19 protein-coding genes are annotated in these 25335 nt (G+C 63.6%); 11 read left to right on the forward strand and 8 right to left on the reverse strand.

The features are described from left to right. Positions 1–161: 161 nt before the first annotated feature. Genes sufB through AB8717_RS12520 form a run of 3 tightly spaced genes read right to left on the reverse strand, consistent with a single transcriptional unit; the run spans position 162 to position 3283 of the window. On the reverse strand, positions 162–1628 hold the full coding sequence (gene sufB, locus AB8717_RS12510; protein ID WP_443747660.1) for a Fe-S cluster assembly protein SufB: 1467 nt from the start codon (positions 1626–1628) through the stop codon (positions 162–164). Continuing rightward, on the reverse strand, positions 1628–2758 hold the full coding sequence (locus AB8717_RS12515) for a cysteine desulfurase family protein (RefSeq protein ID WP_443747661.1): 1131 nt from the start codon (positions 2756–2758) through the stop codon (positions 1628–1630). The genes sufB and AB8717_RS12515 overlap by 1 nt, the downstream gene beginning before the upstream one ends. Next, on the reverse strand, positions 2759–3283 hold the full coding sequence (locus tag AB8717_RS12520) for an Rrf2 family transcriptional regulator (protein ID WP_443747662.1): 525 nt from the start codon (positions 3281–3283) through the stop codon (positions 2759–2761). It abuts the gene before it with no gap. A 190-nt stretch (positions 3284–3473) separates the two neighbouring features. Here AB8717_RS12520 and AB8717_RS12525 point away from each other — a divergent pair, with 190 nt between their 5' ends. Continuing rightward, on the forward strand, positions 3474–4124 hold the full coding sequence (locus tag AB8717_RS12525; RefSeq protein ID WP_443747663.1) for an alpha/beta hydrolase: 651 nt from the start codon (positions 3474–3476) through the stop codon (positions 4122–4124). 7 nt (positions 4125–4131) lie between these two features. Further along, entirely contained in the window at positions 4132–4731 is a 600-nt protein-coding gene (locus AB8717_RS12530) for an alpha/beta fold hydrolase (protein ID WP_443747664.1), read from the forward strand. Here AB8717_RS12530 and AB8717_RS12535 read toward each other — a convergent pair. Next, positions 4723–5874: an anhydro-N-acetylmuramic acid kinase gene (locus AB8717_RS12535; RefSeq protein WP_443747665.1), complete on the reverse strand. Its 1152-nt coding sequence runs from the start codon at positions 5872–5874 to the stop codon at positions 4723–4725. The genes AB8717_RS12530 and AB8717_RS12535 overlap by 9 nt on opposite strands. 81 nt (positions 5875–5955) lie before the next feature. Here AB8717_RS12535 and tyrS point away from each other — a divergent pair, with 81 nt between their 5' ends. Then, positions 5956–7227, forward strand: coding sequence for a tyrosine--tRNA ligase (tyrS, locus tag AB8717_RS12540; RefSeq protein WP_443747666.1), 1272 nt, complete (start codon positions 5956–5958; stop codon positions 7225–7227). A gap of 167 nt (positions 7228–7394) precedes the next feature. Here the strand turns inward: tyrS and AB8717_RS12545 are convergent, their stop codons facing one another. Together AB8717_RS12545 and AB8717_RS12550 are read right to left on the reverse strand one after the other, a co-directional pair. Next, positions 7395–7847 (reverse strand): hypothetical protein, encoded by a 453-nt coding sequence (locus AB8717_RS12545; RefSeq protein ID WP_443747667.1) that lies wholly within the window; start codon positions 7845–7847, stop codon positions 7395–7397. A 57-nt stretch (positions 7848–7904) separates the two neighbouring features. Further along, positions 7905–12014 carry a hypothetical protein gene (locus AB8717_RS12550; protein ID WP_443747668.1) on the reverse strand — a complete coding sequence of 1370 codons (4110 nt, stop codon included), beginning with the start codon at positions 12012–12014 and terminating at the stop codon, positions 7905–7907. 327 nt (positions 12015–12341) lie between these two features. Here AB8717_RS12550 and AB8717_RS12555 point away from each other — a divergent pair, with 327 nt between their 5' ends. The 4 genes from AB8717_RS12555 to AB8717_RS12570 all read left to right on the forward strand — a co-directional run bounded on the left by AB8717_RS12555 (position 12342) and on the right by AB8717_RS12570 (position 15888). Next, positions 12342–12830 (forward strand): peroxiredoxin, encoded by a 489-nt coding sequence (locus tag AB8717_RS12555; RefSeq protein ID WP_443747669.1) that lies wholly within the window; start codon positions 12342–12344, stop codon positions 12828–12830. 276 nt (positions 12831–13106) lie between these two features. Next, positions 13107–14246, forward strand: coding sequence for a peptidoglycan DD-metalloendopeptidase family protein (locus AB8717_RS12560; protein ID WP_443747670.1), 1140 nt, complete (start codon positions 13107–13109; stop codon positions 14244–14246). Next, complete coding sequence (locus tag AB8717_RS12565) at positions 14230–14793, forward strand: bactofilin family protein (RefSeq protein ID WP_443747671.1); 564 nt, start codon at positions 14230–14232, stop codon at positions 14791–14793. The genes AB8717_RS12560 and AB8717_RS12565 overlap by 17 nt, the downstream gene beginning before the upstream one ends. Before the next feature lie 117 nt (positions 14794–14910). Continuing rightward, complete coding sequence (locus AB8717_RS12570) at positions 14911–15888, forward strand: YihY/virulence factor BrkB family protein (RefSeq protein WP_443747672.1); 978 nt, start codon at positions 14911–14913, stop codon at positions 15886–15888. Between the two features lie 158 nt (positions 15889–16046). Here the strand turns inward: AB8717_RS12570 and prfB are convergent. After that, positions 16047–17169, reverse strand: a protein-coding gene (gene prfB, locus AB8717_RS12575; protein WP_443747673.1) for a peptide chain release factor 2 whose coding sequence is annotated in 2 segments (ribosomal slippage) — positions 16047–17099 and positions 17101–17169 — 1122 coding nt in all. Because the reading frame shifts where the segments join, the coding sequence is not laid out codon by codon here. 48 nt (positions 17170–17217) lie between these two features. Further along, positions 17218–18690: a leucyl aminopeptidase gene (locus tag AB8717_RS12580; protein ID WP_443747674.1), complete on the reverse strand. Its 1473-nt coding sequence runs from the start codon at positions 18688–18690 to the stop codon at positions 17218–17220. Positions 18691–18940: 250 nt separating this feature from the next. Here AB8717_RS12580 and AB8717_RS12585 point away from each other — a divergent pair, with 250 nt between their 5' ends. The 4 genes from AB8717_RS12585 to AB8717_RS12600 all read left to right on the forward strand — a co-directional run bounded on the left by AB8717_RS12585 (position 18941) and on the right by AB8717_RS12600 (position 25318). Continuing rightward, positions 18941–20086, forward strand: coding sequence for an LptF/LptG family permease (locus tag AB8717_RS12585; RefSeq protein ID WP_443747675.1), 1146 nt, complete (start codon positions 18941–18943; stop codon positions 20084–20086). 11 nt (positions 20087–20097) lie between these two features. Then, positions 20098–21225, forward strand: coding sequence for an LptF/LptG family permease (locus tag AB8717_RS12590; RefSeq protein ID WP_443747676.1), 1128 nt, complete (start codon positions 20098–20100; stop codon positions 21223–21225). A gap of 72 nt (positions 21226–21297) precedes the next feature. Continuing rightward, entirely contained in the window at positions 21298–23886 is a 2589-nt protein-coding gene (locus AB8717_RS12595) for an LPS-assembly protein LptD (RefSeq protein WP_443747677.1), read from the forward strand. A 169-nt stretch (positions 23887–24055) separates the two neighbouring features. Then, positions 24056–25318: a foldase protein PrsA gene (locus AB8717_RS12600; protein WP_443747678.1), complete on the forward strand. Its 1263-nt coding sequence runs from the start codon at positions 24056–24058 to the stop codon at positions 25316–25318. The last annotated feature ends 17 nt before the right edge of the window (positions 25319–25335 follow it).

The raw sequence follows: 25335 nt of genomic DNA on the forward strand, positions 1-25335 counted from the left end.
GGCAGTAACGGATGGCTCCTCCCCATCGCAGATGGGGAGGTGGATCACCCGTAGCGTTAGCGAAGGGTGAGACGGAGGGGGCGAAGCTAAAGGAAGAAGACCCCTCCACCACTTCGTGGTTCCCCTCCCCATCTGCGATGGGGCGGAGAAAGAAGACAGCATTATCCCACGCTCCCCTCAAGACTAATCGCCACAAGCTTCTGGGCCTCGACGGCGAATTCCATCGGCAGTTCCTGGAGCACGTCACGAACGAAGCCGTTGACCAGCAAGGCTACGGCCTCTTCCTGCGATAACCCGCGCTGCATGGCGTAGAAGAGCTGGTCTTCCGACAGGCGCGTCGTCGTCGCCTCGTGCTCGAACTGCGCCTTCGCGGTATCGCTTTCGACATAGGGCACGGTGTGGGCGGCGCACGTCTTGCCGATCAGCAAGCTGTCGCACTGGGTGAAGTTGCGCGCGCCCGACGCTTTCGCATGCGCCGAGACCAGGCCGCGATAGGTGTTGGTCGACTTGCCGGCCGACACGCCCTTGCTGATGATGCGCGAGCGCGTGTTCTTGCCGAGATGGATCATCTTGGTGCCGGTGTCGGCCTGTTGCGCGCCGTTGGTCACCGCGATCGAATAGAATTCGCCCACGCTGTCGTCGCCGCGCAGGATGCACGACGGGTATTTCCACGTGACGTTCGAACCGGTTTCGACCTGGGTCCACGACACTTTCGACCGCGCGCCGCGGCAATCGGCGCGCTTGGTGACGAAGTTGTAGATGCCGCCCTTGCCCTCGGCGTCGCCGGGATACCAGTTCTGCACGGTCGAATATTTGATATTGGCGTCGTCGAGCGCGACCAGTTCGACCACCGCCGCATGCAGCTGGTTTTCGTCGCGTTGCGGCGCCGTGCACCCTTCCAGGTACGACACGTGGGCGCCCTTGTCGGCGATGATGAGCGTCCGTTCGAACTGGCCGGTGTTTTCGGCATTGATGCGGAAATAGGTCGACAGCTCCATCGGGCAGCGCACGCCCGGCGGGACATAGACGAACGATCCGTCCGAAAAGACCGCCGAATTCAGCGCGGCGAAATAGTTGTCCGACACCGGCACGACCGAACCGAGATATTGACGCACCAGGTCAGGATATTCGCGCAAGGCCTCTGAAATCGAACAGAAAATGACACCAGCCTTTTTCAGCTCGTCCTTGAAGGTCGTGATGACCGACACGGAATCGAAGACCGCGTCGACAGCGTATTTCGGCGCGCCTTCGACGCCGGCCAGCACCATCTGTTCCTTCAGCGGAATGCCCAGCTTCTCATAGGTCTTGAGGATTTCCGGGTCGATTTCGTCGAGCGACTTCGGCCCTTCCTTCTTCTTCGGCGCGGCGTAGTAGTAGAGGTCCTGGTAATCGACGGGCTCGTATTTCACCTTGGCCCAGGTCGGCTCGTCCATCGACTGCCAGCGCTCGAACGCCTTCAGGCGCCAGTCGAGCATCCATTCCGGCTCGCCCTTCTTCTCCGAGATAAAGCGCACGATGTCGGCGTTCAGCCCCTTGGGGGCGTATTCCGTTTCGATATCGGTGACAAAGCCGTGCTCGTAGGTTTCGAGCCTAGCCACCGTATCAATCGTCTCTTTAACCGCAGCCATCAGGCCTGTTCCTTTACCGGCGCCTTACCATGACGCTCCAAATACGTTTCGTAACCTTTTGACCAGACAGCGTAAAAACGCTCCCAGTCATCCGCAGTCGTCGTCCAGCCGGACGACACGCGCAAAACCTTGTCCGCCATATCCGCCAGGCCCATCGCAGCCACGACGCGGCTGGCCTTGACCTTGCCCGACGAACAGGCCGAGCCCGAGCTGACGCAAATCCCCGCCATATCCATCTGGATCAGTTGCAGGTTGGACGCCCAGTGCGGCTGAACGATCGCCAGTATGCCCGGCACGCGCGGCGCGTCCGCCCCCAATATGGTGACGCCCAGCCCCGCAAGCGAGGCCTCTACCGCGCTTTGCGCGCGGCTTACGGCCTCATCGACGCCTTGGCAAGCCTGAACCGCCGCGGCGAAGGCTGCGATCCCCGGGACATTTTCGGTGCCGGCGCGCAGGCCCAGTTCCTGGCCGCCGCCGACCAGGCCTGGCTTGATGACGCGGTCGCGCTCATAGACCAAAGCGCCCACGCCCTGCCCGCCGCCGACCTTGTGCGCCGACAGGCTTAAGGATTGGGCGCCCAGGCTGGAGACATCGATATCGATCTTGCCGAGCGCTTGCACCGCATCGACGTGCAACCAGCCTTGGTGCTTCGCGACGATCGCGGCAGCCCGGGCGATATCCGAGACGACGCCCGTCTCGTTATTGGCCAGCATCAGGGCGACAAACGGCCGGCCTTCAGTGCCGGCCAGAATATCCGCCAAGGCTTCGAGATCGGCCTGCCCGTCCGCCGTCAGCGCTACGGTCTCGACCGGCCGGCCGAGAACGCCGACGCCCGTAAAGACGCTGTCGTGCTCACCCTTCGACACCACTACGTAATCGAAGTCGCGCGCCTGATGGAGCGCCAGGGCATTGGCCTCGGTGCCGCCCGAGGTAAAGACCAACCCGGCCTGCCCGGTCGCGTTCAGCGCGCCAAGCATACCGGCGCGGGCGTCTTCGACCGCGATCTTAGCCTTGCGCCCGACGCCGTGCACCGACGACGCATTGCCGCCCGCCTCGGCCACGCGCAGGAACGCCTCGCGCGCCTCGGGGCGCAGCGGCGATGTCGCGGCATGGTCGAGATAGACGGTCAATCAGGCCTCCAGCAGGGTATGGGTAGCCACGGGTTCGGGCGTCGAAATCCGCACGGTCTTGCGCGTGCGCTTGCGGATCACGTCCTCCAGGGACACCTGGCTCAGATAGTCGTGGATGGCCACGCCCAGATCTTCCCACAAATTGTGCGTCAGGCAACGCTGGCCGCCCGGCATGCAGCCGATCTCGCGCGCCGCCGCCTCCTTGCCCAGACGCTTGTTGGCGCCCAGCTTGTTCGAGGTCAGCTCGCAGCGCGTCGCCTTGATCGGTTCGTCGACCGCCACCACGATTTCGGAGACGTAGAGCGTGTCCGCACCGCGCGACAGCGTATAGCCGCCGCCGGGGCCGCGTGCGCTTTTGACCAGCCCGGCCTTGCGCAGGCGGGCGAACAGCTGTTCGAGGTAAGACAGCGAAATCTGCTGACGCTCTGAGATTTCCGACAACGAGATCGGCCGCCCGCTCTGGCCGTTAAGGGCCAGGTCGGTCATGGCCATGACGGCATAACGTCCCTTTGTGGAAAGGCGCATGAAATTCCGATCCCGGAGTGATGGCAAAATGCGGACCGGTTGCAAAAACCTGCGCAAAGCCAAATCTTTGTGCTAAGAGGCGCGATCCGACGCCTGCTTGAGGGTTCGGTTGGAACTCTACTAATTCCGACTAAAACAATCAAGTATTTGGCGCGTGCACTGCAAAATTTTTGAAATTCAAGGTGATTGAATGCCTGAAGTCATTATGGCCGGAGCCGCCGGACGCATCGAAGCCCGTTACAGCCAGGGCAAGAGCGAGAATGCGCCGATCGCGCTGATCCTGCACCCGCACCCCAAGGCGGGCGGCCATATGAACAATCCCGTCACGGTCCAGCTGTTCCACCTGTTCATGACGCGCGGCTTTTCGGTCCTGCGCTTCAACTTCCGCGGTGTACAGAAAAGCCAGGGCGAATTCGATTCGGGCGTGGGCGAACTGGCCGATGCGGCGACCGCACTCGACTGGTTGCAGTCCAAGAACCCGACGGCGTCGCAGTTCTGGGTCGCCGGCTACGATTTCGGCGCCTATATCGGCATGCAATTGCTGATGCGCCGTCCGGAAACCGACGGCTTCATCTCGGTGTCGCCGCCGACCAACGCCTACGATTTCAGCTTCCTGGCACCCTGCCCGGCCTCCGGCATGTTCCTGCACGGCGCCGCCGACACCATCGTGCCGACGGCCGAAGTCGACCGCGTCGTCGCCAAGCTGCGCACCCAGAAGGGCATCACGATCGACCACGAAGTCGTCGACGACGCCAACCACTTCTGGACCGACCGCCTGCCGGAAGTCGAGCAGCGCGTCGGCGCCTATATCGACCGCCGCATGGCCGGTTCGAAGGAATAACCGTCCCATGAGCCCGCGGGTCTTCTTCCTGCCCGGCGTGGGCGGAGACCCGCGTTTCTGGCAGCCTGTCGGCGATCTGTTGCCTGAATTCGGTCAGGTCCATTTCGGCTGGCCGGGGCTGGGCGCCAATCCAGCCGATCCTGGCATCAATTCGTACGAAGACCTTGTTGGCCTGGTCGTGGCGCGCTTCGACGGCCAGCCGGTCGATCTTGTCGCACAATCGATGGGCGGTGCCCTGGCCATGACGATCGCCCTGCGCTATCCCGACATCGTCCGCCGCCTTGTGCTGACGGTCACCGCCGGCGGCATGGATATCGCGAAGCTGGGCGCAACCGACTGGCGGCCGGAATACCGCCGCGAATTCCCGGCTGTGGCGGACTGGGTCATCGACCAGCGCCCCGACGTTTCGGACCGCTTTGCGGATATCCGCCAGCCATCGCTGTTGCTGTGGGGCGATGACGATCCGATCAGTCCCGTCGCAGTCGGTGAATATCTGCAATCACAGCTTCCGGACGCCCATCTGCATGTCGTCAAGGACGGCCAGCACGACCTGGCACGGACGCACGCGGCCGAAATCGCGCCGATGATCGCCGCCCACCTAGGCTGACGCCGACAGCTTCCGCGCACGCGGACGGAACAGGTTGCCGCCGGTCAGCGGCGCCTTGACACCCGTCGTACCGGGGAAGGAGATCGGCAGGCCCTTCAGCGAGCGCGCCGCCATATAGGCAAAGGCTTCGGCCTCGATCGCCCCGCCGCGCCAACCGAGGTCTTCCGCCGCGATAACGCGGGCGGGCGCGAGACGTTTGGCGATCTGCGACACCAGGAAGGTGTTCTGCCGCCCGCCGCCCGCCAGGATCACGGTCTTCGGCTTCGCGCCGACCAGACCGATCCCCGCCATCAGGCTTTCGACCGTAAAGGCCGACAGGGTCGCCATGCCGTCTTCGACGCTCAGGCCCTGAACGCCTTCCAGCGTGAAGTCGTAGCGGTCGAGCGACTTCGGCGCCTTGGCCCCGAAATAGGCATGGCTCATGTATTGCTTTAGGATATCGGCGGAAACCGTTCCGGATGCAGCGATCTGGCCTTCGTGATCGTAGTCGCCACGGCTATGCAGCCGCATCCACTGGTCCATCAGCCCGTTGGCCGGACCGGTATCGAGCGCGGTCAGGTTCAGATCGGCGTCGATCAGGGTGATATTGGCGACGCCGCCGAGATTGACCACCACGACCGGCAGTTCAAGCCCCGCTTTTTGCGCCAGTGCCCGGTGATAGACGGGGGCCAGCGGCGCGGCCTCGCCGCCGGCCTGAATGTCGGCCTGACGAAAGTCGCAGACGACGTCGACGCCGGTCAGGTCGGCCAGGGCCTGGCCGTCGAACAGTTGCACGGTCCGGCCCGGCACGCCGGCCTTGGGGCGTTCGTGCAGGACGGTCTGGCCGTGCACGCCCATTACGTTCAGATCGCCATAAGCCAGGCCGTTGGCTTTCAGAAACGCGTGCGACGATTCCGCGTGCCATTCCACCATGGCTTTGCGCGCCTCAGTAAAGATAGCGGGTTCTTCAGCGCCGCGCGGCCACTTCAACGCCGCCTTGACCGTGTCCTCCAGCAGCGAACGCACCGCCGCGGGCACGGGCTTTTCCGCCCACGGTCCGAAGTCGAGCTTCGCCTCGCCGTCGGTGTCGATGACCGCCATGTCGATGCCGTCGAGCGACGTACCGGTCATGAAACCCAGGACTTTCAATGTGGCATTCGTCATTTTCGCGTCGCGCTCTTGACTATGGGGGGCATAAGAGGCCAGAGACCTAGCCCTCTTTTGAACCGATACTGCACCCAAATCATGACCGAGCAAAGCTTCAAATCCGACTTTCTGCGCACCCTGCAAGAGCGCGGCTTCATCCATCAGTGCACCGACGCCGAGGCGTTGGACGCCCTGGCGAAGGCGGGCATGATCACGGCCTATATCGGCTTCGACGCCACGGCGTCGTCGCTGCACGCCGGCAGCCTGGTTCAGATCATGATGCTGCGCTGGCTGCAGAAGACCGGCCACAAGCCGATCGTCCTCATGGGCGGCGGCACGACCAAGGTCGGCGACCCCTCGGGCAAGGACACGCAGCGCCAGCTTCTGGACGACGCCAAGATCGCCGAAAACCTCAACGGCATCAAACAGGTCTTCACGAAATTTCTGACCTTCGGTGAAACCGGCAACGACGCCGTCATGGTCAATAATGACGACTGGCTGTCGCAATACGGCTATATCGAATTCCTGCGCACCTTCGGCCCGCACTTCACCATCAACCGCATGATGACCTTCGATTCGGTCAAGCTGCGGCTGGAACGCGAACAGCCCCTGACCTTCCTCGAATTCAACTACATGCTGATGCAGGCGGTCGACTTCCGCGAACTGAACCTGCGCCGCGACTGCATCCTGCAGATGGGCGGTTCGGACCAGTGGGGCAATATCATCAACGGCGTCGAGCTGACGCGCCGCATGGGCGAAGGCAAGGAAGGCTCGACGGCCTTCGGCCTGACGACGCCGCTGCTCACCACCGCCTCGGGCGCCAAGATGGGCAAGACGGCGTCGGGCGCCGTGTGGCTCAATGCCGATCTGCTCAGCCCGTACGACTACTGGCAGTACTGGCGCAATGCCGAGGACAAGGACGTCGGCCGCTTCCTGCGCCTGTTCACCGAACTGCCGCTCGACGAGATCGCCCGCCTAGAAGCGCTGGAAGGCGCCGAGATCAACGACGCCAAGAAGGTGCTGGCCGACGAAGCCACGCGCCTGCTGCACGGCGGCGAAGCCGCGAAGAGCGCGCGGGATACCGCCCAGAAGGCCTTCGAGCAAGGCGTCCTGTCGGCCGACCTGCCGACCGTCGAGATCGAGCGTGCGGCGCTCGACGAAGGCATCATGCTGGCGGCGCTCGCCACCCGCATCGGCCTGACCGCTTCGAACGGCGAAGCCCGCCGCCTGGCGCAAGGCGGCGGCCTTCGCGTCAACGACGTGGCGATCACCGACGGCAATCAGCTGGTGACGGCGGCCGACCTCAACGGCGACGGCGTCATCAAGGTCTCGCAGGGCAAGAAGAAGATCCTGCTGGTGAAACCGGTCTAACTTGGGAGGCTTGTGACGTCGACAAGTCCCCCCTTCCGTCACTCGCTCCGCTCGCACCACCTTCCCCGTAAACGGGGAAGGTGGCTCGCCTGAAGCGTAGCGAAAGGCGAGACGGAAGGGGGGACCGCAGAACCCCCAAGCGCGCGCCTCAATCCTTCACAATGATCTTAAAGCCCGCCGTCTCCGGCGGGACCGATCTTGCGATAGTGGACGGGCGCCGGAAACGCGCCCGTCGCGTCGTAGCTGTCGGTGTTGAGATGCCAGTGCACCTCCTGCGTCGTGCCGTTCGGCATGACGACCGTACCCGTAAGATCGTCGCCGCTGCGGCTCATCGTGCCCGGCATCAGATTGCCCAGCGAATTATAGTAGCCGAAGGTGACCTTGCCGGCGTCGGCGCGATAAACGGTGACGCCCTCGTAGACGACGGCCTTCTGGCCATCGCGCACCTTGTGCACGTCGAGCACCAGCCCGCCGCCCGAAGACATTGAAAAACAATGGGTGTCGGCATTGTTGCTGCCCATTTCGGCCTGCCAGCACGATCCGACGAATCCGGCCATGACGTCACCTGGTGTCGCAGGCGTTTGCGCCGCCGCAGCGGCCAGGATCAGGAATGCCAGCATGATCGTCTCCCATATTTCAGGGAAAGACTACACCCGGCGGGCGATAAGACAACCGCGTTATTGCTTGAGCGCTTCGGCCGTCTTCTGGCGCAGGCCGTTCATGATGTCCTTGGGTTCGGCCAGGTCGAGCGGCGCGATCGCGTCCTTGCGCTGGTCGTTTTCCCATACCTTCATGAAGCCCGGCATCATGATCGACAATGGATTGACGCCCACCACCGGCAGCTTGAAGCCGCCCTTGACGTCGTACTTGATGCCGACCAGGCCCAGGCCGTTGGTCTTCACGTCGCCGAACAAGGCGTTGATGCGGTAGGCCGGGATAATCGTGCCGTTGAGGTCATAGGTCCGGTGGTCCAGGTCCGTCGTGCCCCACACGTTCAGCCCCAGCGCCTTGCCCTTGGCCCAGCCGTTGCGCACGAAGACGACATTGTCGCGATAGCGCACCGGGAAGTCGAAGTCGGTAAAGGCGATGCCCTCGCCGGTCAGCGTATCGTTCAGCCCGGTCAGCGACGCCACGGTCAGCAACTGCGCCAGCACGGGTATCTGCTTGGCGCGGGTGTTCTGGCCGCGCACACCGGCATCGATCTGGCCGTCGCGATAGGTGCCTTCGGCCACCGCCGTGCCGCCATAGACATTGGTCACGCCGCTGAAGGTGCGCAGCACGTCGCCGAAGTCGCCCGTGCGGATGTTGAACAGGGTATATTCCGGCTCCTTACCCTTTACCGGCACGCCCTGGAAGGCCACCGCCACCGGACTGCCGTCCATGGTCAGAGCCGACCCCTGCCCTGTCAGCTGGCTGTGGCCGTCCCACGCCACGTCGAGCTTCAGTTTCGAGAAGGCGCCCAGCGGTGCGGTCTGCAACCGGCCGAGATCGAGCACGAAGTGGGTCGGCGTCACGGTCGCCTGCGCCTTTTCGACCACGGCCGGCAGGGTACTGGCCGGCGCCGGCGCTTCGGGTGCGGTCTCGTTCTGCAACCAGGGCCGCAGGTCGAGCTGGGCGCCGCTGATCGCCATCACATTGGTGTTCTGGCCCGGCAGCACATAGTACTTGAAGGTGACGTCGATGAAGTCCTTCAGGTACAGGCTTGAAAAATCAGCGAATTCGAGGTCGCCATTGTCCGAGAACGAGGCCCGGCCGTCGATGCGGATGCGGTCGCCTTCACCCACGATCCGCGACAGGTTGACGCCGCCCTGATCACCACGGTCGTCGAACGAGACGGCGAAATCGGCCTTTTCACCGGCCGGCTTCGTCCAGTCGGTGGCGCGCACGCCCAGTTGCGCCTCGCTGGCGTCGACATTGAGCACGGCGGCCGGCAGGCCCGGCGTGTCGTACAGGCTGAAGACCACGCCCAGCACGCCCATGATATGCACGGGCGTCTGCGTATAGCCCAGAGCCGCCATGACCCTGTCGTCCATGACGCCGCGCACGCGCAGGTCGGGCTTGGGCTGGCCGGCAGGCGCGGCACCGCGGGCTTCGCGCGTCGGCATTTCGAAATCGATATCCTGGCCCAGCAAGGTGACGGTGCCTTTCAGCGCCTCGGCATCTTGCCGCCACAACGCCGTCAGCGCCACCGGCTTCGACGGGTGGAAGAACAGGGTCGGCAGGCCCATGGTTACCCAGTCGGCCGGCTGCACGGTCATGGTCAGGCGGCGAAGCACGTCGTCACTGCCCTTCACTTCCGACCAGCCGAGCACGGCATTCATGTCGTCGAGCTTGAGCAGGGCTTCCTTCGATTGCGCGTCCAGCGCCACATTGACGGTCAGGTGGCGCGGCACCTTGAAGACCGGAAGCGCGCCGTAGCCCAGTTCCTTGGCTTCCGCCGGCGTGATGATGGACTTGTAGACCAGGCGCGGGCTGTTGCCCTGGACATAGGCCAGGTCTCCCGACAGGGCTTCGGCGTCGATCGTGCCGGACCAGATCTCGCCTGAGCGCAGCAGCGAAATCCTGGTCGGCAGCTCCTGCGGCAGATGGTCGAACATCGGCAGGCCCTGCGCCATCATGCCCGACGCCAGGGTCGCCCCCTGCACGACGACCTGCGACGGGCGCTCTGGGTCATCCGAGCCTTCATTGCTCCACGTCACGTCGCCACGGAAGATGTCGGCCTGGACCTTGCCCTGCCCCTTGCCGCCGCTGATATTGAACTGGCCGGTAATGGCCACCGGCACCTTGGGACTGCCGCCGAACTGCGCGGCGTTGAAATGGCCGTCGATGGTGACGCGCTGGGTTTTCGGCGTGAACTGGGTATCATACGTCACCAGGCCGTTGTACGGCCCGACCTGAGCCGGCCCCCGGGCGCTCAGCGTATTGGCCAGCAGGTCGCCCTTGACCTCCAGTTCCGCGCCCGACATGTCCCAGCCCAGCGCCGCTTCCTTCAGCCCGCCATCATGGATATGGGCGTCGAAGGTCAGGCCGAAGGTGTGTTCGTTGATCTCGTGGAAGGTTGGGAAGGTGATGTCGACGCGCGTCTCGGCCGTACCGGCCATGCGCGTCTTGTTCAGTCCGTGCTTGCCCAGGTCGCCGCTGGTGATCGGATCGACGGCCTCGATGACCTTGACGGCGTCACCCTGGCTTTCCAGCCAGATATGCGTCCTGGTGTCGTGCTCATGGAAGCTCGGCACCAGCAGCCCGCCGTGCGTCAGCCCGACCTCGACCAGCCGGCCTTCGGTGACGTCCATGGCGAAGCTGTCGCCCAGCAGGATGCCGTGGCCCTTCAGGCCGGTGATATTGGCCAGGCGGTGCTCGGCCGCGATCTCGGCATTGCTGAAATCGAAGTCGAGCCTGAGATTCTGGTTGTTGAGGTCTTCGCCCGGCTTGATGCGGAAGACGAAGTTGGCGTTGGCGAAGTCACCGCCCTTGATGCGCTCGATCAGGTCGCCGCGCAGGATATGCGACAGGTCTTCCGGCCAGAAGGCAAAGACCTCGTCCTTGGTGAAACGGCCGTTGATGCGCGCCTTTAGATCCGTGCCCAGCCGCCCCTGCTCGTCCGTATAGACCATGCCCTCGGAATCGAAGGGCGCGCCATTGAGCTTGCCCGTGCCGGTCTCGATCTTCAGTTGGCGCACTTTCGGAATGAAGGCGCCCTTGAAGTGCACGTCGGTCAAGGTCTGCAACGAGAAGTCGTCGGCCAGGCGCCCGGTGACGCGCGGGCCCGAAAAATCGAAAGCGATGGCAAAATCCGTTTTGGTTTTCGCATCTTCCGGCGTCAGCTTCACCTTGCCGTGCAGGTCGGCGTCGATCAGATGCGCCTGCAGGCGGAAGGTCTTGAAGATCGCCGTACGCGTCGCGGATTCATAGGTCGCCGACACCTGGGCGCCGTCGAAATTCTGATGGACATCGCCCAGGCGCAGATAGCCCTTGCCGGCCGACAGGTCGCCCGACGCGTACTCAAAACCCTTTTTCACGCTGTACTGCACGGTGGCGCGGCCATTCAGCGGCGCATCGATCAGCGACAGGTAGTGCGTGACGCCGGCCGCCGGAAAGACGTGCGCCGGGACCAGCCTGGCGATGTCGGCGGTAATCGCCGACTGGGTCAGTCCCACCGTGCCGTCGGCGGAGGCGTTCAGGGTCGCGACAGGGCCACCGCCCTCGCCGGCAATGGCCAGGTTGGCATGGGCGCGCAACCGGCCCTTGCGCTTGCTGAAATCGATGGTGTCGACCCGCGCGGTCCAGTCGAGGGCCGTATTCTCTTCGATCAGCCGAAACTGGCCGTCCTTGAGCGCCATCTGGCGTGCGAAGCTGAACGGATGCCCCAGGCGCTCGGGGCCCGTCAGGTCGTTGATTATCTGTTCCAGCCCGCCCACGGCCTCGGGCGCGCCGTGCGCCTCATAGCCCAGCTCGTACTTGCCCAGCTTCGACACCGAGGTCACGGCGAAGAAATCGCTGGCGGTCAGGCGCGCCGGATCGAAATGAAGCAGCAGAAGGCTGTCGGCCGCGAGCGCCGTTTCCAGCTTGCCGGCGCGCAGGATGATACGGTTCTTGCCGTCGAGGATGATCAGGTCGTCGAAGCGAAAGCCCAGCGCCGTCTCGTCACCGAACCAGACCAGGTCCAGGTGCTTGATAGCGACATGGCTGCCGGGCATCTTGTCCTTGATGCGATCGGCGATGACCGGACGGATGAAATCGACATTCATCGGCCCCTGGTGCAGACGCACGCCCAGCAGGACAAGCATAAGCACCACCCAGCCCGCTATGAACAAGCGGAGGCGGCGTCTTATGGTCTCAAGCAGGGTGCGGCTGGCGGCAGTGGGCGAAATGTCGGTCTACTCTGGTCTTGCAGTCTTATCTGCGGTCCTTCGGGGCGCAAATTTTCGGTTTCGACGTCCCGGCGGTATGGTACGCAACACCCGATCCAAATCCGTCTCGACGACGTTTTCGGCCTATCGATGTCATCCAATGCGGCGGACGTTTCGCCAGCATAGACGAAAGCCGACAAAACAGGGTTAAGACGACTCCGCAACCGTTATTTTCGCTCTCTAACCGACAAGCAAGGCAGGCCTATGGCAAAAAACGATCCGGCACCCGATTTCAAGCCCTATTCCGTTCCGCACTTCTCGCTGCCGTCCAGCGATGGCACAACCGTGTCGGACGCCAGCCTCAAAGGCCACTGGAGCGTGATCTTCTTCTATCCGGCCGACAATACACCGACCTGCACCAAGGAAGCCTGCGAATTTTCCGCCGCCGCGGCGGACTTCAAGCGTCTGGGCGTGAACCTTTACGGCCTGTCCAAGGACCCGCTGAAGCATCACGACAAGTTCATCGCCAGATACGGCCTGAAAATGCCGTTATTATCTGATGAAACGACGGAGACGATCGCGGCGTTCGGCGCCTGGATCGAAAAGAGCCTGTACGGCCGCAACTACATGGGAACCGACCGGTCGACCTACATCATCGATCCCGACGGCCAGGTTCGTCAGGAATGGCGCAAGGTCCGTACCAACGGCCATGTCGACAAGGTGCTGGAGGCGCTGAAAACGCTGATGGCCTAGGCAGCGTTTCAACCCGTGGGATGGTAACGAATGTGTAACCGCCTTGTTAACGGCATCGATCTTGAAAAGGTTGGCGGGAGACTTTCATATTGGCACAGAGGTGGGACCGACATTTTCGTACCGGCGTAAATCCGGATCTTCATGAGGATGTCACACTCCCGTTTCTATTGACAAATATGGGATTTTCGAGCCCGACCGAATCAGGCCGCAACATACGCCTTGCGCACGTGCTGTCTGAAAGGCATACTTAATAAAAGGTTTAGGGTCTTGGCGGCGATGCGTAAAACAAGCTTTGCGAGCTTGAGCGACTGGATTGGTGATATCTTTCCGGAGCGCTACCTCTATATCCGCTCCGGCGGGGAGACGCGCGGCTATGTCCTGAGCCCGGCCAAGCAGTTCATCTTCGCCATTTTCGCCTCCGCCGCCATGACCTGGCTGGTGGTGTCGACTGGCTTCACCCTGTTCTTCGCCGCCGCGCAAGGGTCAGCCGCCGAAGCCCAGATGAAGATGATGAAGGCGCAGTCCGAGCGCTGGATCGCCGACCGCCAGGCACGCCTGGACCTGGCTACGCAACAGGCCAACGCCAATTCCGGCTCGCTGGAAGACCTGGCGCAGACGGTTGAGAAGCGACATGCGGCGCTGGCCACTATCCTGAAAGATTTCAAAGGCATTCCGGGCGCGGCTGCAGCGCTGTCTCCGGCGCCGGTCGATGACAGCCTGCCACCGGTCGAACGCATCTATTCGGTGCGCGCCGAGCAGGAACGCATGGTCACCCGTGCGGAGGTCTTCGCCAAGTCGCGCGCCGAAAAGCTGCGTCTCGCCTTCCGCCTGGCCGGCCTTAATCCGCAGGCCTTCGCGGGCTCGGGCGACGGTACCCCGCTGGCGCACAAGGACGTAAAGACGCTGGCCACCATGCTGGGCGTCGACGAGGACTTCGCCGAGCGCATTTCCAATGCCGCCACCGACCTGTCGGACATGCGCGGCCTGGAAAACAGCTCCGAGCACATTCCGTTCGGCCGGCCGACCGTCGGTACGCGCGAAACCAGCGGCTTCGGTGTCCGCTTCGACCCGTTCAACCATGCCCCGCGCTTCCACGAAGGCCAGGACTTCGCCGGCGCCTACCTGACGCCGATCTATGCGACCGCGCCGGGCGTCGTGTCCTATGTCGGCATCCGCACGGGTTACGGCAACGTCGTGGAAATCGACCACGGCAACGGCTTCAAGACCCGCTACGCCCACCTGGCGTCGTACAGCGTTCATGCCGGCCAGCGCGTGGCGCTTGACCAGCGCATCGCCTCGATGGGCAACACAGGACGTTCGACCGGCACGCACCTCCACTATGAGGTCTGGATCGCCGGCCGCCCGCAAAACCCCGCACGCTTTTTGAAGGCAGGAGACTATGTTCAGCAAAACTAACAAACCGGCCCGCGCCGACGCCAAGCCGACTGCGCCCGCCAATACCGCGCCGCCGCTCGACGCGCCGGCCGTGAATCTCAACAAGAGCCCCGCCGCTGCCAGCCAGCGTCCGCAAGGCGGCGCGAAGCCCTTCTCCAGCGTCGGTTCCGGCCTGGTCATCGACGGCAGCGTTACCGGTTCGGGCGACCTGCACCTCGACGGCACCGTCAAGGGCGATGTCCGCGTCAACCACCTGACGGTCGGTGAATCGGGCAGCATCGAAGGCAAGGTCGAGGCTGAAACCATCGAAGTCCGCGGCCGCATCGTCGGCTCGATCCAGGGCAAGCAGGTCAAGCTGCAGGCCACGGCCTATGTCGAAGGCGACATCACCCACGAACAACTGGCGATCGACGTCGGCGCCTACTTCCAGGGCCGCTGCCTGCAACGCCGTCCGGAAGCCTTCCAGGCCAATACCGGCATCGCCGCGCCGGCCGAATCCGCCGTTGCCGCCCCGGCTCCCGGCGGGATGAATTCCTACGACATGAGCGTGCTGTCCGATCTCGCCTAAGCAGATCGATATTGCTTTTTTAGCGGCACGACCCAGAACATAGTCATTATTCCTTTACCCGGGGCGGAGACATCCTCCCCGGGTTTGTTTTTTTCGATTCATTTTTCAGGACCGCGCATGACGCCCGGCAACGGCACCCGCCCGCCGCTTACTGTCAACACCATGCTGTTCATTCTGCGCGAGACGGTTCGCGAGTGGAATGACGACAAGGTGCCGCGTCTCGGCGCCGCCCTGGCCTTTTACTCCATGCTGTCGATCGGTCCGCTGCTGCTTATCGCCATAGCGATCGCCAGCGCCGTCTTCGGCCACGACGCCAACGGCTATATCCTGGCCGAGATCCGCCGGCTGATCGGTTTTCAGGGCGCCGAAGCCGTCGGCGCCATCCTGGCCGACGCGCATTCCAAGACGACCAGCACGGTGGTGACCCTGATCGGTACCGGCATCCTCCTGGTATCGGCGACGGGTTTCTTCGCCCAGATGCAGGATGCGCTCAACACGATCTGGAATGTCGACAACACACGGTCGGACATCGCCTGGTTCTTCAAGAAGCGCGTCCTGTCCTTCGCCATGATCCTGGGGATCGGCTTCCTGCTGCTGGCGGCCCTGGTCCTGTCGACGGCCCTGTCGGTCGTATCGACCTATTTCCCCGGCGCGACGCCGGGCTTCCTGTTCCACGCGGCCAACCTGGTCGTGTCCTTCCTGGTGATCACCGTGCTGTTCGGCGTGATCTTCAAGGTTCTGCCGGATGTGCACATCAAATGGCGCGACGTCTGGGTCGGCGCCGGGCTGACCGCGCTGATGTTCTCGGTCGGCAAGTACCTGATCGGGCTTTACCTGGCGCGCTCCGCCTTTTCGTCGGCCTATGGCGCGGCCGGATCGGTCATCGTCGTCCTGGCGTGGATCTATTATTCGGCGCAGATATTCTTCATCGGCGCGGAGTTCACCCAGGTTTACACCCGCTACATGGGCCGCCAGATCGTCATCAAGAAGGGCCGCCCGCAGCCGATCAATGTCGCAAAGGAAGATGCGTCGCACAGGGGCGCGAAGCCGGCGGCGGACGTGCTGGTCGCGGAGAGTGCCAAGCAGGCGGAGTAAGTCGCAGGGGGCGCAGCCCCCTGCACCCCGTCATTCGGCAGAGGTTCAGTGTCTTCAATAACAAAAAGCCGGGCCCCAAAGGGTCCGGCTTTTTGTTATTCAGGGCATTAAACACCGTCGCGGAACGGGGTCCAGGGGCCCGTGACCCCTGGCCTTCCTCACGCCTCCTGCGCATCCCGTGTCGCGCCGACCCGCTGCGCCAGCGACGCCGCCATGAAGTCGTCGAGGTCGCCGTCGAGCACGCCTTGCGTGTCGGAGGTTTCGACATTGGTGCGCAGGTCCTTGACCATCTGGTAGGGCTGCAGGACATAGGACCGGATCTGGTGGCCCCAGCCGATATCCGTCTTCTGGTCTTCCAGCGCCGCCTTCGCCGCTTCGCGCTTCTGCAGTTCCATCTCGTACAGGCGCGCGCGCAGCATCTTCCACGCTTCGTCGCGGTTGGCGTGCTGCGAACGGCCGGCCTGACAGGCCACCGCGATCCCGGTCGGAATGTGCGTCAGGCGCACCGCCGAGTCGGTCTTGTTGATGTGCTGGCCGCCGGCGCCCGAGGCACGATAGGTGTCGGTACGCACGTCCGCCGGGTTGATGTCGATGACGATCGTATCGTCGACCACCGGATAGACCCACACCGAAGCAAACGACGTATGCCGCTTGGCGTTGGAATCGAACGGCGAGATACGCACCAGGCGGTGCACGCCCGCCTCGGTCTTCAGCCAGCCGTAAGCGTTTTCGCCCGAAATCTTCAGCGTCACCGACTTGATACCGGCCTGTTCGCCGCCGGTTTCTTCTTCGACCGCCACCGTCATCTTGTGCGCGGTCGCCCAGCGCGTATACATGCGCAAAAGGATGCCCGCCCAGTCGTTCGACTCGGTCCCGCCGGCGCCGGAATTGATTTCCATATAGGCGTCGTTGCCATCGGCTTCGCCCGACAGCAGGGCTTCGAGTTCGGCCCGCGCGGCACGCACCTTGACGCCCTTCAGCATCTCGCGGGCTTCCTCGATCAGGCTCTCGTCGCCTTCAAGATCGCCCAGCTCGGCGAATTCGATGGCGTCCTTCAGGTCCTTTTCGAGCGACTTGACCGCGTCGATCGACGAGGCCAGTTTGGACCGCTCGCGGTTGATGGCCTGGGCCTGTTCCGGATTGTCCCACAGCGTCGGGTCCTCGACGCGGGCATTAAGTTCATCGAGACGCCTTAGAGCGACATCCCAGTCAAAGTCTCCTCCTGAGCAGTCCGACGGACTGCTCGATTTCGGAAGCGGAGCTTTCGATATCCAAACGCATTAGAGTTTCCTTTATTTGCAGGCGGTTTATCCCCCGCCCGCGCTAATTTCAACCTTCGTAGAATTTCGCCACGAGGGCATCCAGCGTACGCACGCCGAAGCCCGTGGCGCCTTCCGGCACGGTCGGGATGCGCTGCTCGTTGGTCCAGGCGGTCGGCGCGATGTCCAGGTGCGCCCACGGCACATTGTTGACGAAGCGCTGCAGAAACAGCGCCGCGGTGATCGAGCCCGCCGGACGGCCGCCGATATTGCGGATGTCGGCGATCTTGGAATCGATCTGCTTTTCGTACTGCGGCGGCAAGGGCATGCGCCAGATATTCTCCGACACCGTCTTCGACGCGTCGGTGATCCGGCCGGCCAGCTCGTCATTGTTCGAGAACACACCGGCATAGTCCATGCCGAGCGCAATGATCATGGCGCCGGTCAGCGTCGCCAGGTCGATCATGAACTGCGGCTTGAAGCGGTCCTGACAATACCAGAGCGCGTCGGCCAGCACCAGGCGGCCCTCCGCGTCGGTATTGATGACCTCGATCGTCGTGCCCGACATGGCCTTGACCACGTCGCCGGGACGCTGCGCATTGCCGTCCGGCATGTTTTCGACCAGGCCGATGATGCCGACGGCGTTGACACGGGCCTTGCGGCCGGCCAGGGCGATCATGGTGCCGACCACGGCGGCCGAACCGCCCATGTCCCACTTCATGTCCTCCATGCCTTCGGCCGGCTTGATCGAGATGCCGCCGGTGTCGAAGGTCACGCCCTTTCCGACGAAAGCCACCGGCGCGCTGTCGTTGCCGGCGCCGTTCCATTGCATGATCACCAGCTTCGATTCCCGCGTCGACCCCTGGCCGACGCCGAGCAGCGAATGCATGCCCAGCGCGGTCATTTCGGGCACCCCCAGGACCTCGACCTTCAGGCCCGAGCCTTCCAGTTCCTTGACGCGGTCGGCATAGGATTGCGGGTAAAGCACATTGGCCGGTTCCGACACCAGGTCGCGGGCGAACAGCACGCCGTCGCGGATGGCCGACAACGGCCTGAAGGCCGCTTCGGCGGCGGCGACGTCGTCGCAGACCACGGTGACGGTCTTCAGCGTCGGCGCCTTTTCCTGCTTGGCCGGACCGAAATACTTGTCGAAGCGGTAGGACGCCAGGTGGAAGGCCAGCAGCGCCCGCGCGGCCAATGCCGGCGAAAGGCCGGTGACATCGAGCGCCAGGCCGGCGATGCCGGCGGCCTTGGTGGCGTGATAAAGCGTGGCGGCGGCATGCTCCATGCCGGCTTCATCCAAAGCCGAAAGATCGCCCACGCCGACGAAGGCCAGGGCCGCGCCGGCAAAGCCCGCCGGGGCGTTGACGACCTGCGTCTTGCCCTTGGCGGCCTTGTAGCCGGTCACGCCCAGCGTCGTCTTAACGTAGTCGACGACGCCTGCGTCGAGCGACGAGAAGCCCGGAGCGGCCGCATCGCCCTCCCCCAGGATAAAGGCGCGGATAGCGTCGGCGGGCGCGGTCGTGGCAAGCTGGATTTGCATGGGGAACACTCCGATCGGACTCAAAGGGTCATTTGGGGCGTCTATGCGTCATTTTAACGGTTCGATGAAGCTTTTTTTCGGTAAATTCGCCCCCTTTCGCAGTTGCGGATTATTCGCCCGCAACGGCGCTTAGTTACTTGTAATTAACCGCATATGCGGTCAAAAGGAGCAGTCTGTATCGGGCCGCCGGCGCCCGAAAGCGTACCCTGCCCGGTGAAGTTTCAGGAAAATCAGGCTTAAAGCCGACCGCATGCGCACGCTCGACCGCTACATCTTCCGCCAGTTGCTCGTGCCGGTGTGCGGCGCCGTGGCGGCCCTGACAGCGATTGCGCTGCTCAGCCAGTCGCTCAGCCAGTTCGACCTGGTCGTCGAACGCGGCCAGAGCGGGTGGACCTTCGCCAAGGTAACGCTCCTGTCCCTGCCGCAACTGGCGGGCCTGATTCTGCCGATCGCGCTGTTCGTCGGCACGCTGGTGGCGCTGACGCGCCTGCAGGGTGAAAACGAAATCACGGCCGCCCGCGCCGCCGGTGAACCCCTGACCCGCCTGGCATCCCCCATCATCCGCATCGCCGTCTGGTTCACCCTGATCAGCCTGGCGTCGAACCTGTTCCTGCAGCCGTGGACGGCGCGCGCCATGCGCGAGGAACTGTTCCGCATCAAGAACGACCTGGTCTCGACGCTCGTCAAGGAAGGCGACTTCTCGACCTCGCCGTCGGGCCTGACCATCTACGTCCAGCGCATCGACCAGAACGGCCTGCTGCGCCAGATCTTCATCCGTACGCCTTCGGTCAAGGGCCACGACCGTACCTATGCCGCCAAGGAAGGCCGCATCAAGACGGTCGATGGGGAATCGATCCTGATCATGCGCCGCGGCTCGACCCAGGCCCTGTCCGACAAGCGCGTGCTGGACCACGGCACCTTCGACGAATACAGCTTCGACATCACGCCCTACTTCAGCAATGACGACTTCCTGCAATACAAGGAAGGCGACAAGTACATGCATGAACTGGTCACGCCGAACCCGGCCCTGCCGGCCATGGGCTGGACGTGGGAGCGCGACAACGCGAAGAAGCGCTGGGCCGAATTCCATGCCCGAATCTCGGGTCCGCTCTACAACCTGACTTTCGTGCTGCTGGCCATCGTCGCCGTTCTCGGCGGACGCTACAGCCGCCGCGGCTACGGCGGCCGTATCGCGGCCGTGGCCGGCATCGCCGCCCTGGTCCGCATCTTCGGCGTCATCGTCGAAACCGCCTGCAACGACGTCATGGTCCTGAACCTGTTGCAGTACCTGGTGCCCGCCGTTCCCGTGATCATCTGCCTGCGCCTGCTCATCAAGCACGACAGCCTGCGCCAGGCGCGCACGGCGCCGCTTGACCGGTTGCAGCCGGTGGTATGAGCGAGGTCGCGATGAACTGGCAAGAAACGCTGTCCTATCTCAATCCGTGGCGCAAGCATCGGCTCGAGACCTATATTCTCCAGTCGTGCGTTTCCATGTTCGGCGCGGCCCTCATGGTCGTGGCCGGCCTGATCTTCCTGGTCGACTATATCGGCATCTCCAAGGCGGTCAGCGCGCGGACCGACCTGAGCGGCGTCGATATCATCGGCCTGATCCTGGAAAAGTCGCCGGCCTCCATCCTGGCGCTGCTGCCGTTCGCCTTCCTGTTCGGATCTATCTTCGCCTTCGTCAGCCTCAACCGGCGCAGCGAGCTGATCGCCATGCGCGCCGCCGGCGTGTCGGCGTGGCGCTTCATCACGCCGGCGGCGGTCCTCGCCTTCGCGTTCGGCGTGCTGACCATCACCGTGCTCAGCCCCATCGCTTCGGTTCTTCAGGACCGCTACGACGCCGTGGCCAATGCCGACGGCGACACGCCCGTTGCCCAGAATACGGGCTTCTACATGCGCCAGGGCGACAACCAGAAGCAAACCGTCATCCGGGCCGACAAGGCCGACGCCAACAATGCGCGCCTGAAGAATGCGACCTTCTGGATCTACGCCATCGACCCCAAGGGCGTGCCGGTATTCCTGAGCCGCGTCGATGCCGAGGACGCCGTGCTGCGTCCGGGCACCTGGCAACTGCACAACGCCTGGGAAGCCAATCCCGGCCACCCGGCGCTCTATTACGACAATCTCAGCATCTCCTCGACGCTCGATCCCCAGCACGCTTTCCGCAAGTACGTGTCGAGCCAGTCGGTGCCGTTCTGGCAGCTTCCCGGACTTATCCACCGCAATTCCATCGCCGGCTCGGCGACGACCAGCTATCGCCTGAAGCTGCACCAGCTTCTGTCGACGCCGCTGATGTTCGCGGCCATGTCGATGCTGGGCGCGGTATTTTCCCTGCGGCTGATGCGGCTTGGCGGCCTGACCCGGCTGGTCGTGTCCGGCGTCAGCCTCGGTTTTGTCGTTTTCTTCGTCAATCAACTGTTTTCCAGCATGGGCAAGGCAGACCTGATTCCCGTGTCGCTGGCCGGCTGGTCGCCGCCGGTCCTGGCCATACTGACGGCGATGACCCTGCTGGTTTACACCGAGGACGGCTAACCTCCGCGTCTCGGGGATTCACCCCGTGTTTTTTTGTGCTATAGCTCCGTGGCATTCATTATAAGGGCCGTAATGACGCGCTATTCTTTCAAGGTGGGGGTCGGTCTCGTTTCCGTGGCGCTGGGCGCCGGAACGAACGGATCAGCGCTGGCGCAAAGCCGGACCGAATTCGCCTTCGCGCTGGCCATGGCCCAGTACCAGGCCGACAATCCCGCCTCCATGCCGGTCACCGCGTCCGCCACCGCCAAGCCCGCGGCTGCCGTGGCGGCGACGGCGAACGGCCGCCAGCAGGCGGACCTGCCAGGTCCCGACGGCTTGGTCCCGGGCTCGGCCTATGTCGAGGCCGACCAGATCGTGCAACCCGACACGACGCAGTTCGTCGCGACCGGCCATGTCCAGATGCGGTACAAGGACAAGATCATCCGCGCGGACAAGATCACCTACAATTCGCAGACCGATATCACGGTCGCCGAAGGTCATACGCAGACGATCAATGATGACGGTTCGATCCAGTATTCGGACCGCATCACCTACAGCGGCACGGAAGAATCGGGCTCAAGCGAGAACTTCGCCGCCATCGACAAGGACAATGCCAAGGTCTTTGCCCGCCGGGTGGATCGCGTCAACGACTACACGACGCGCCTGACCAACATCATCTACACGCCCTGCGAGCTCTGCCGAAAACACGGCACGACGACGGAACCGTCCTGGTCGATCCAGGCGTCGCAGATCACGCAGCGCAAAGACAAGAAGATGGTGTTCTACAACAACGCCATCATCAAGCTGCAGGGCGTGCCGGTCCTGTACACGCCGTACATGTGGACGCCGGACCCGGAACTGGCCCGCGCCTCGGGCTTCCTGACTCCGAAACTGCTATTCTCGCGCAAGCGCGGCGGCTTCTCCTACGAACAGCCCTATCTGTGGTCGATCTCGCCCTACAGCGCGCTGATCATCAGCCCGCAGTTCAATGCCGGCATCAATCCGCTGCTTAATATGGAATTCGACCGCCACTTCTATTCCGGCGAATTCCGCGCCCGCTTCGGCTTTACCAACGAGACCATGTTCGGCAGCGACGGCAAGCGCACGGGCACCGCGGATTCGCGCGACTACCTGCTGGCCGACGGCGCCTTCAAGATCAACGAGGACTGGCGCTGGAGTTTCACGGCACAGCACGTCAAGGACCGCTCGGGCTTTATCGACCGGCTGACCGGAAGACCTTACAACTACGCCAACTTCTTCGAGCGCTACAGCATCGACAATGCGTTCGACCAGGTCGGAGAATGGACCGCCGACTCCCGTGAACTGATCAATCAGTTCCATCTGACGCGCCAGACCCCGACCTCCTACGTTTCGCTGTCGATGGCGAACTTCCAGAGCCTGGCCGTCGCGGGCTTCCTCGATCCGGTGACCGGCCTGCCGTTCAGCGGAACGACGACGCGGACCGATGTGCCGTTCGCACTCAGCTCCGGCCTCTATCCGGTCATGGCGCCGATGATCGAGGCCTACTGGTCGCCGGACCATCGCTTCCTGGGCGGCCAAGCGACCTTGTCGCTGGACGGGCTGATCCTCAAGCACAAGATCTACCTGCCGTCGTCCGGCGCGCCGCCGCTGGCGGACACCAACCAGTCGCCCTACGACACGGCGCGCCTCAGCGTCGGCGCGTCGTGGTACGGCCATATGACGACGGGCGGCGGCCTGGTCTGGGGTCCGTTCGTCGACCTGCGCCACGACGAGTACCATGAGACCAATCTCGACACGACGGGCCAAGCCTACAACGTCTCGCGCGATCTCAGCACGGTCGGCCTCGACCTGAGCTACCCCCTGGTCCGTCGAATGAAGGCCGCGACGATGGTGCTGGAACCCATCGCGCAACTGGCCATTTCGCCCGACGCGCAAACCAGCCCGTACCTGCCGACCGAAGACAGCCAGTCGCTGGAATTCGATACGACGACGCTGTTCCGCGCCAACAAGTCGCCCGGCTTCGACATCTACGAAGGCGGGCGGCGCCTCAATCTGGGCCTGCATTCCCAGCTCAAGTTCGATTCGGGCCTGCAACTCGACGGCCTGATCGGCCGCACCCTGCGCGACAAGCCGGAAGCCCAGTTCCTGCGCAATGTCGTGCTGAACGGCACGACCTACAGCTACGATCCGTCCGGTCTCGGCCGGCAGAACTCCGACTGGGTGGCCGACGCCAGCTTCGACACGGGCAAGGGGCTTTACGGCTACACCCGCCTCCGCATGGACAGCGACACCTTCCGCCTGGCCCAGGGGGAATGGGGCCTGAGCGTGGTCCGCAAGAACACCGAGGCCACGGCGCGCTATATCTTCAACGATATTCTCGCGGTGCCGACCCTTACCGCCAACGGCAAGCTGCAACGCTTCGGCGACAACTACCGCGACTTCCAGCTGTACGGCCGGCACTTCTTCACCAAGAACTGGGGGATCGCGGCCCGCCTCGACCGTGACCTGGTGGCCGATACGTGGCGCCGTTCGACCGTCAGCGCCATTTACCGCAACGACTGCATCTGGTACGAACTGGTCTACCAGCGCAACCAAAGCAACCTCTACGCCCATAACGGCAAGCCGACTTCCACGATATTCTTCCGCCTTAATTTCCCCACATTGACCAAGTCAAACTCCGACTTCACCGACGTCCGCTGACGCAATTCCTCAAGGTTTTCAACCGACCATGCCGATCCTGCCGAACCTTCCCCGAGCGCTTGCCCGCCTGCCCCGTTATACGACGCGGGCCAGCCTGATCGCGCTTGCGGCGGGTGCGCTCGCCTGTGCCCCGGCCCTTGCCCAACAATCCGGCCTGCCGGATCTTTCCATGTCCCCGACGCCGGACACCGGCGCCGCCGCCCAGGCTTCCCAGCCTGCCCTGGGACAGAACACCGAAAAGCCGCAACTGCCGGCGCTGGGCGAAGGCATGCTGGTCGGTGTCAACGACGACATGATCACCTCGTACGACCTCAAGCAGCGCATGCTGCTGCTGATCGTGACGTCGGGCGTGCAGGTGACCAACGACAACTATGCCGCCTTCCAGCAGCAGGCGCTCAACAGCCTGATCGACGAACGCCTGCAAAAGCAGGAAATGGACCACTGGAAGGTCAAGGTGACCGACAAGGAAATCGACGACGAGATTTCCCGCATGGCGCGCCAGAGCAACATGACGGGCCCGCAATTGCTGGGCGAACTCAAGAAGGTCGGCATCGAGCCCCAGACCCTCCGCGACCAGATTTCGGCGCAGAGCGGCTGGAGCGAACTGGTCGGCGGCCGCTATCACTCCAACGCCGCGGTCGGCAAGGCGCAGGTCGATGCGACGATGGACAAGATCATCGCCGACGGCCAGAAGCCGCAATATCTCGTCTCGGAAATCTTCCTCGATCCCGCCCAGGCCGGCGGCATCGACAACGCCCAGAAGGGCGCCCAACAGCTCTACGAACAGATGCAGGCCAAGGCCGCACCGTTCCAGGCCGTGGCGCACCAGTTCTCCAACGCCCCGTCGGCCGCCCAGGGCGGCGATGAGGGCTGGCAGGTATCCGGCAATATCGATCCGCAGATCGAAAACGTGCTCAAGACGCTGACGGCCGGTCAGATGAGCCAGCCCGTCACCACCAAGGACGGCGTCTACATCTTCCTGCTCCGTCAGAAGTCGGACGGCAATTCGGACATGATCTTCAATGTCCGCCAGGCCGCCGTGCCGCTGCCGGCCAACGCCTCGCCGGCCCAAGTCCAGGCCGCCGAAGCCCAGCTGGAAGGTTTCCGCAGCCGCGTGAAGACCTGCGACGCGGTCGAGACCGCCCACGTTCAGGGCATCCAGACGGCGAACCTCGGCGACGCCCAGCTGAGCCTGCTGAAGACGGACTACGCCCAGGCGTTGCGTCCGCTCAAGGAAAACCAATCGACGACGCCGATGCGCAATGCGCAGAACGTCAACGTCCTCTATGTCTGCGACCGCCAGCTGGCCGGCGACAATGCCGTCGGCCGCGAACAGGTCGAAGGCAATCTGGTCAACGAACGCCTGGCCATGCTGGGCAAGCGTTACCTGCGCGAGCTGCGCGGCGCCGCGACCATCGAGAACAAGCAGTAGGCTTGCCGAAATACTTG

The organism is Asticcacaulis solisilvae (genome assembly GCF_052327315.1).
GTDB lineage: Bacteria > Pseudomonadota > Alphaproteobacteria > Caulobacterales > Caulobacteraceae > Asticcacaulis > Asticcacaulis solisilvae_B.

What these genes read in the sequence shown, in the direction of transcription:
- AB8717_RS12600 (WP_443747678.1), top strand. Translation starts at nt 24,056, where the DNA reads ATGTCCCCGACGCCGGACACCGGCGCCGCCGCCCAGGCTTCCCAGCCT.
- AB8717_RS12525 (WP_443747663.1), top strand. Translation starts at nt 3,474, where the DNA reads ATGCCTGAAGTCATTATGGCCGGAGCCGCCGGACGCATCGAAGCCCGT.
- AB8717_RS12570 (WP_443747672.1), top strand. Translation starts at nt 14,911, where the DNA reads ATGACGCCCGGCAACGGCACCCGCCCGCCGCTTACTGTCAACACCATG.
- AB8717_RS12535 (WP_443747665.1), bottom strand. Translation starts at nt 5,874, where the DNA reads ATGACGAATGCCACATTGAAAGTCCTGGGTTTCATGACCGGTACGTCG.
- AB8717_RS12565 (WP_443747671.1), top strand. Translation starts at nt 14,230, where the DNA reads ATGTTCAGCAAAACTAACAAACCGGCCCGCGCCGACGCCAAGCCGACT.
- tyrS (WP_443747666.1), top strand. Translation starts at nt 5,956, where the DNA reads ATGACCGAGCAAAGCTTCAAATCCGACTTTCTGCGCACCCTGCAAGAG.
- AB8717_RS12595 (WP_443747677.1), top strand. Translation starts at nt 21,298, where the DNA reads ATGACGCGCTATTCTTTCAAGGTGGGGGTCGGTCTCGTTTCCGTGGCG.
- AB8717_RS12560 (WP_443747670.1), top strand. Translation starts at nt 13,107, where the DNA reads ATGCGTAAAACAAGCTTTGCGAGCTTGAGCGACTGGATTGGTGATATC.
- AB8717_RS12580 (WP_443747674.1), bottom strand. Translation starts at nt 18,690, where the DNA reads ATGCAAATCCAGCTTGCCACGACCGCGCCCGCCGACGCTATCCGCGCC.
- AB8717_RS12550 (WP_443747668.1), bottom strand. Translation starts at nt 12,014, where the DNA reads ATGCTTGTCCTGCTGGGCGTGCGTCTGCACCAGGGGCCGATGAATGTC.
- AB8717_RS12590 (WP_443747676.1), top strand. Translation starts at nt 20,098, where the DNA reads ATGAACTGGCAAGAAACGCTGTCCTATCTCAATCCGTGGCGCAAGCAT.
- sufB (WP_443747660.1), bottom strand. Translation starts at nt 1,628, where the DNA reads ATGGCTGCGGTTAAAGAGACGATTGATACGGTGGCTAGGCTCGAAACC.
- AB8717_RS12585 (WP_443747675.1), top strand. Translation starts at nt 18,941, where the DNA reads ATGCGCACGCTCGACCGCTACATCTTCCGCCAGTTGCTCGTGCCGGTG.
- AB8717_RS12545 (WP_443747667.1), bottom strand. Translation starts at nt 7,847, where the DNA reads ATGCTGGCATTCCTGATCCTGGCCGCTGCGGCGGCGCAAACGCCTGCG.
- AB8717_RS12520 (WP_443747662.1), bottom strand. Translation starts at nt 3,283, where the DNA reads ATGCGCCTTTCCACAAAGGGACGTTATGCCGTCATGGCCATGACCGAC.
- AB8717_RS12530 (WP_443747664.1), top strand. Translation starts at nt 4,132, where the DNA reads ATGAGCCCGCGGGTCTTCTTCCTGCCCGGCGTGGGCGGAGACCCGCGT.
- AB8717_RS12555 (WP_443747669.1), top strand. Translation starts at nt 12,342, where the DNA reads ATGGCAAAAAACGATCCGGCACCCGATTTCAAGCCCTATTCCGTTCCG.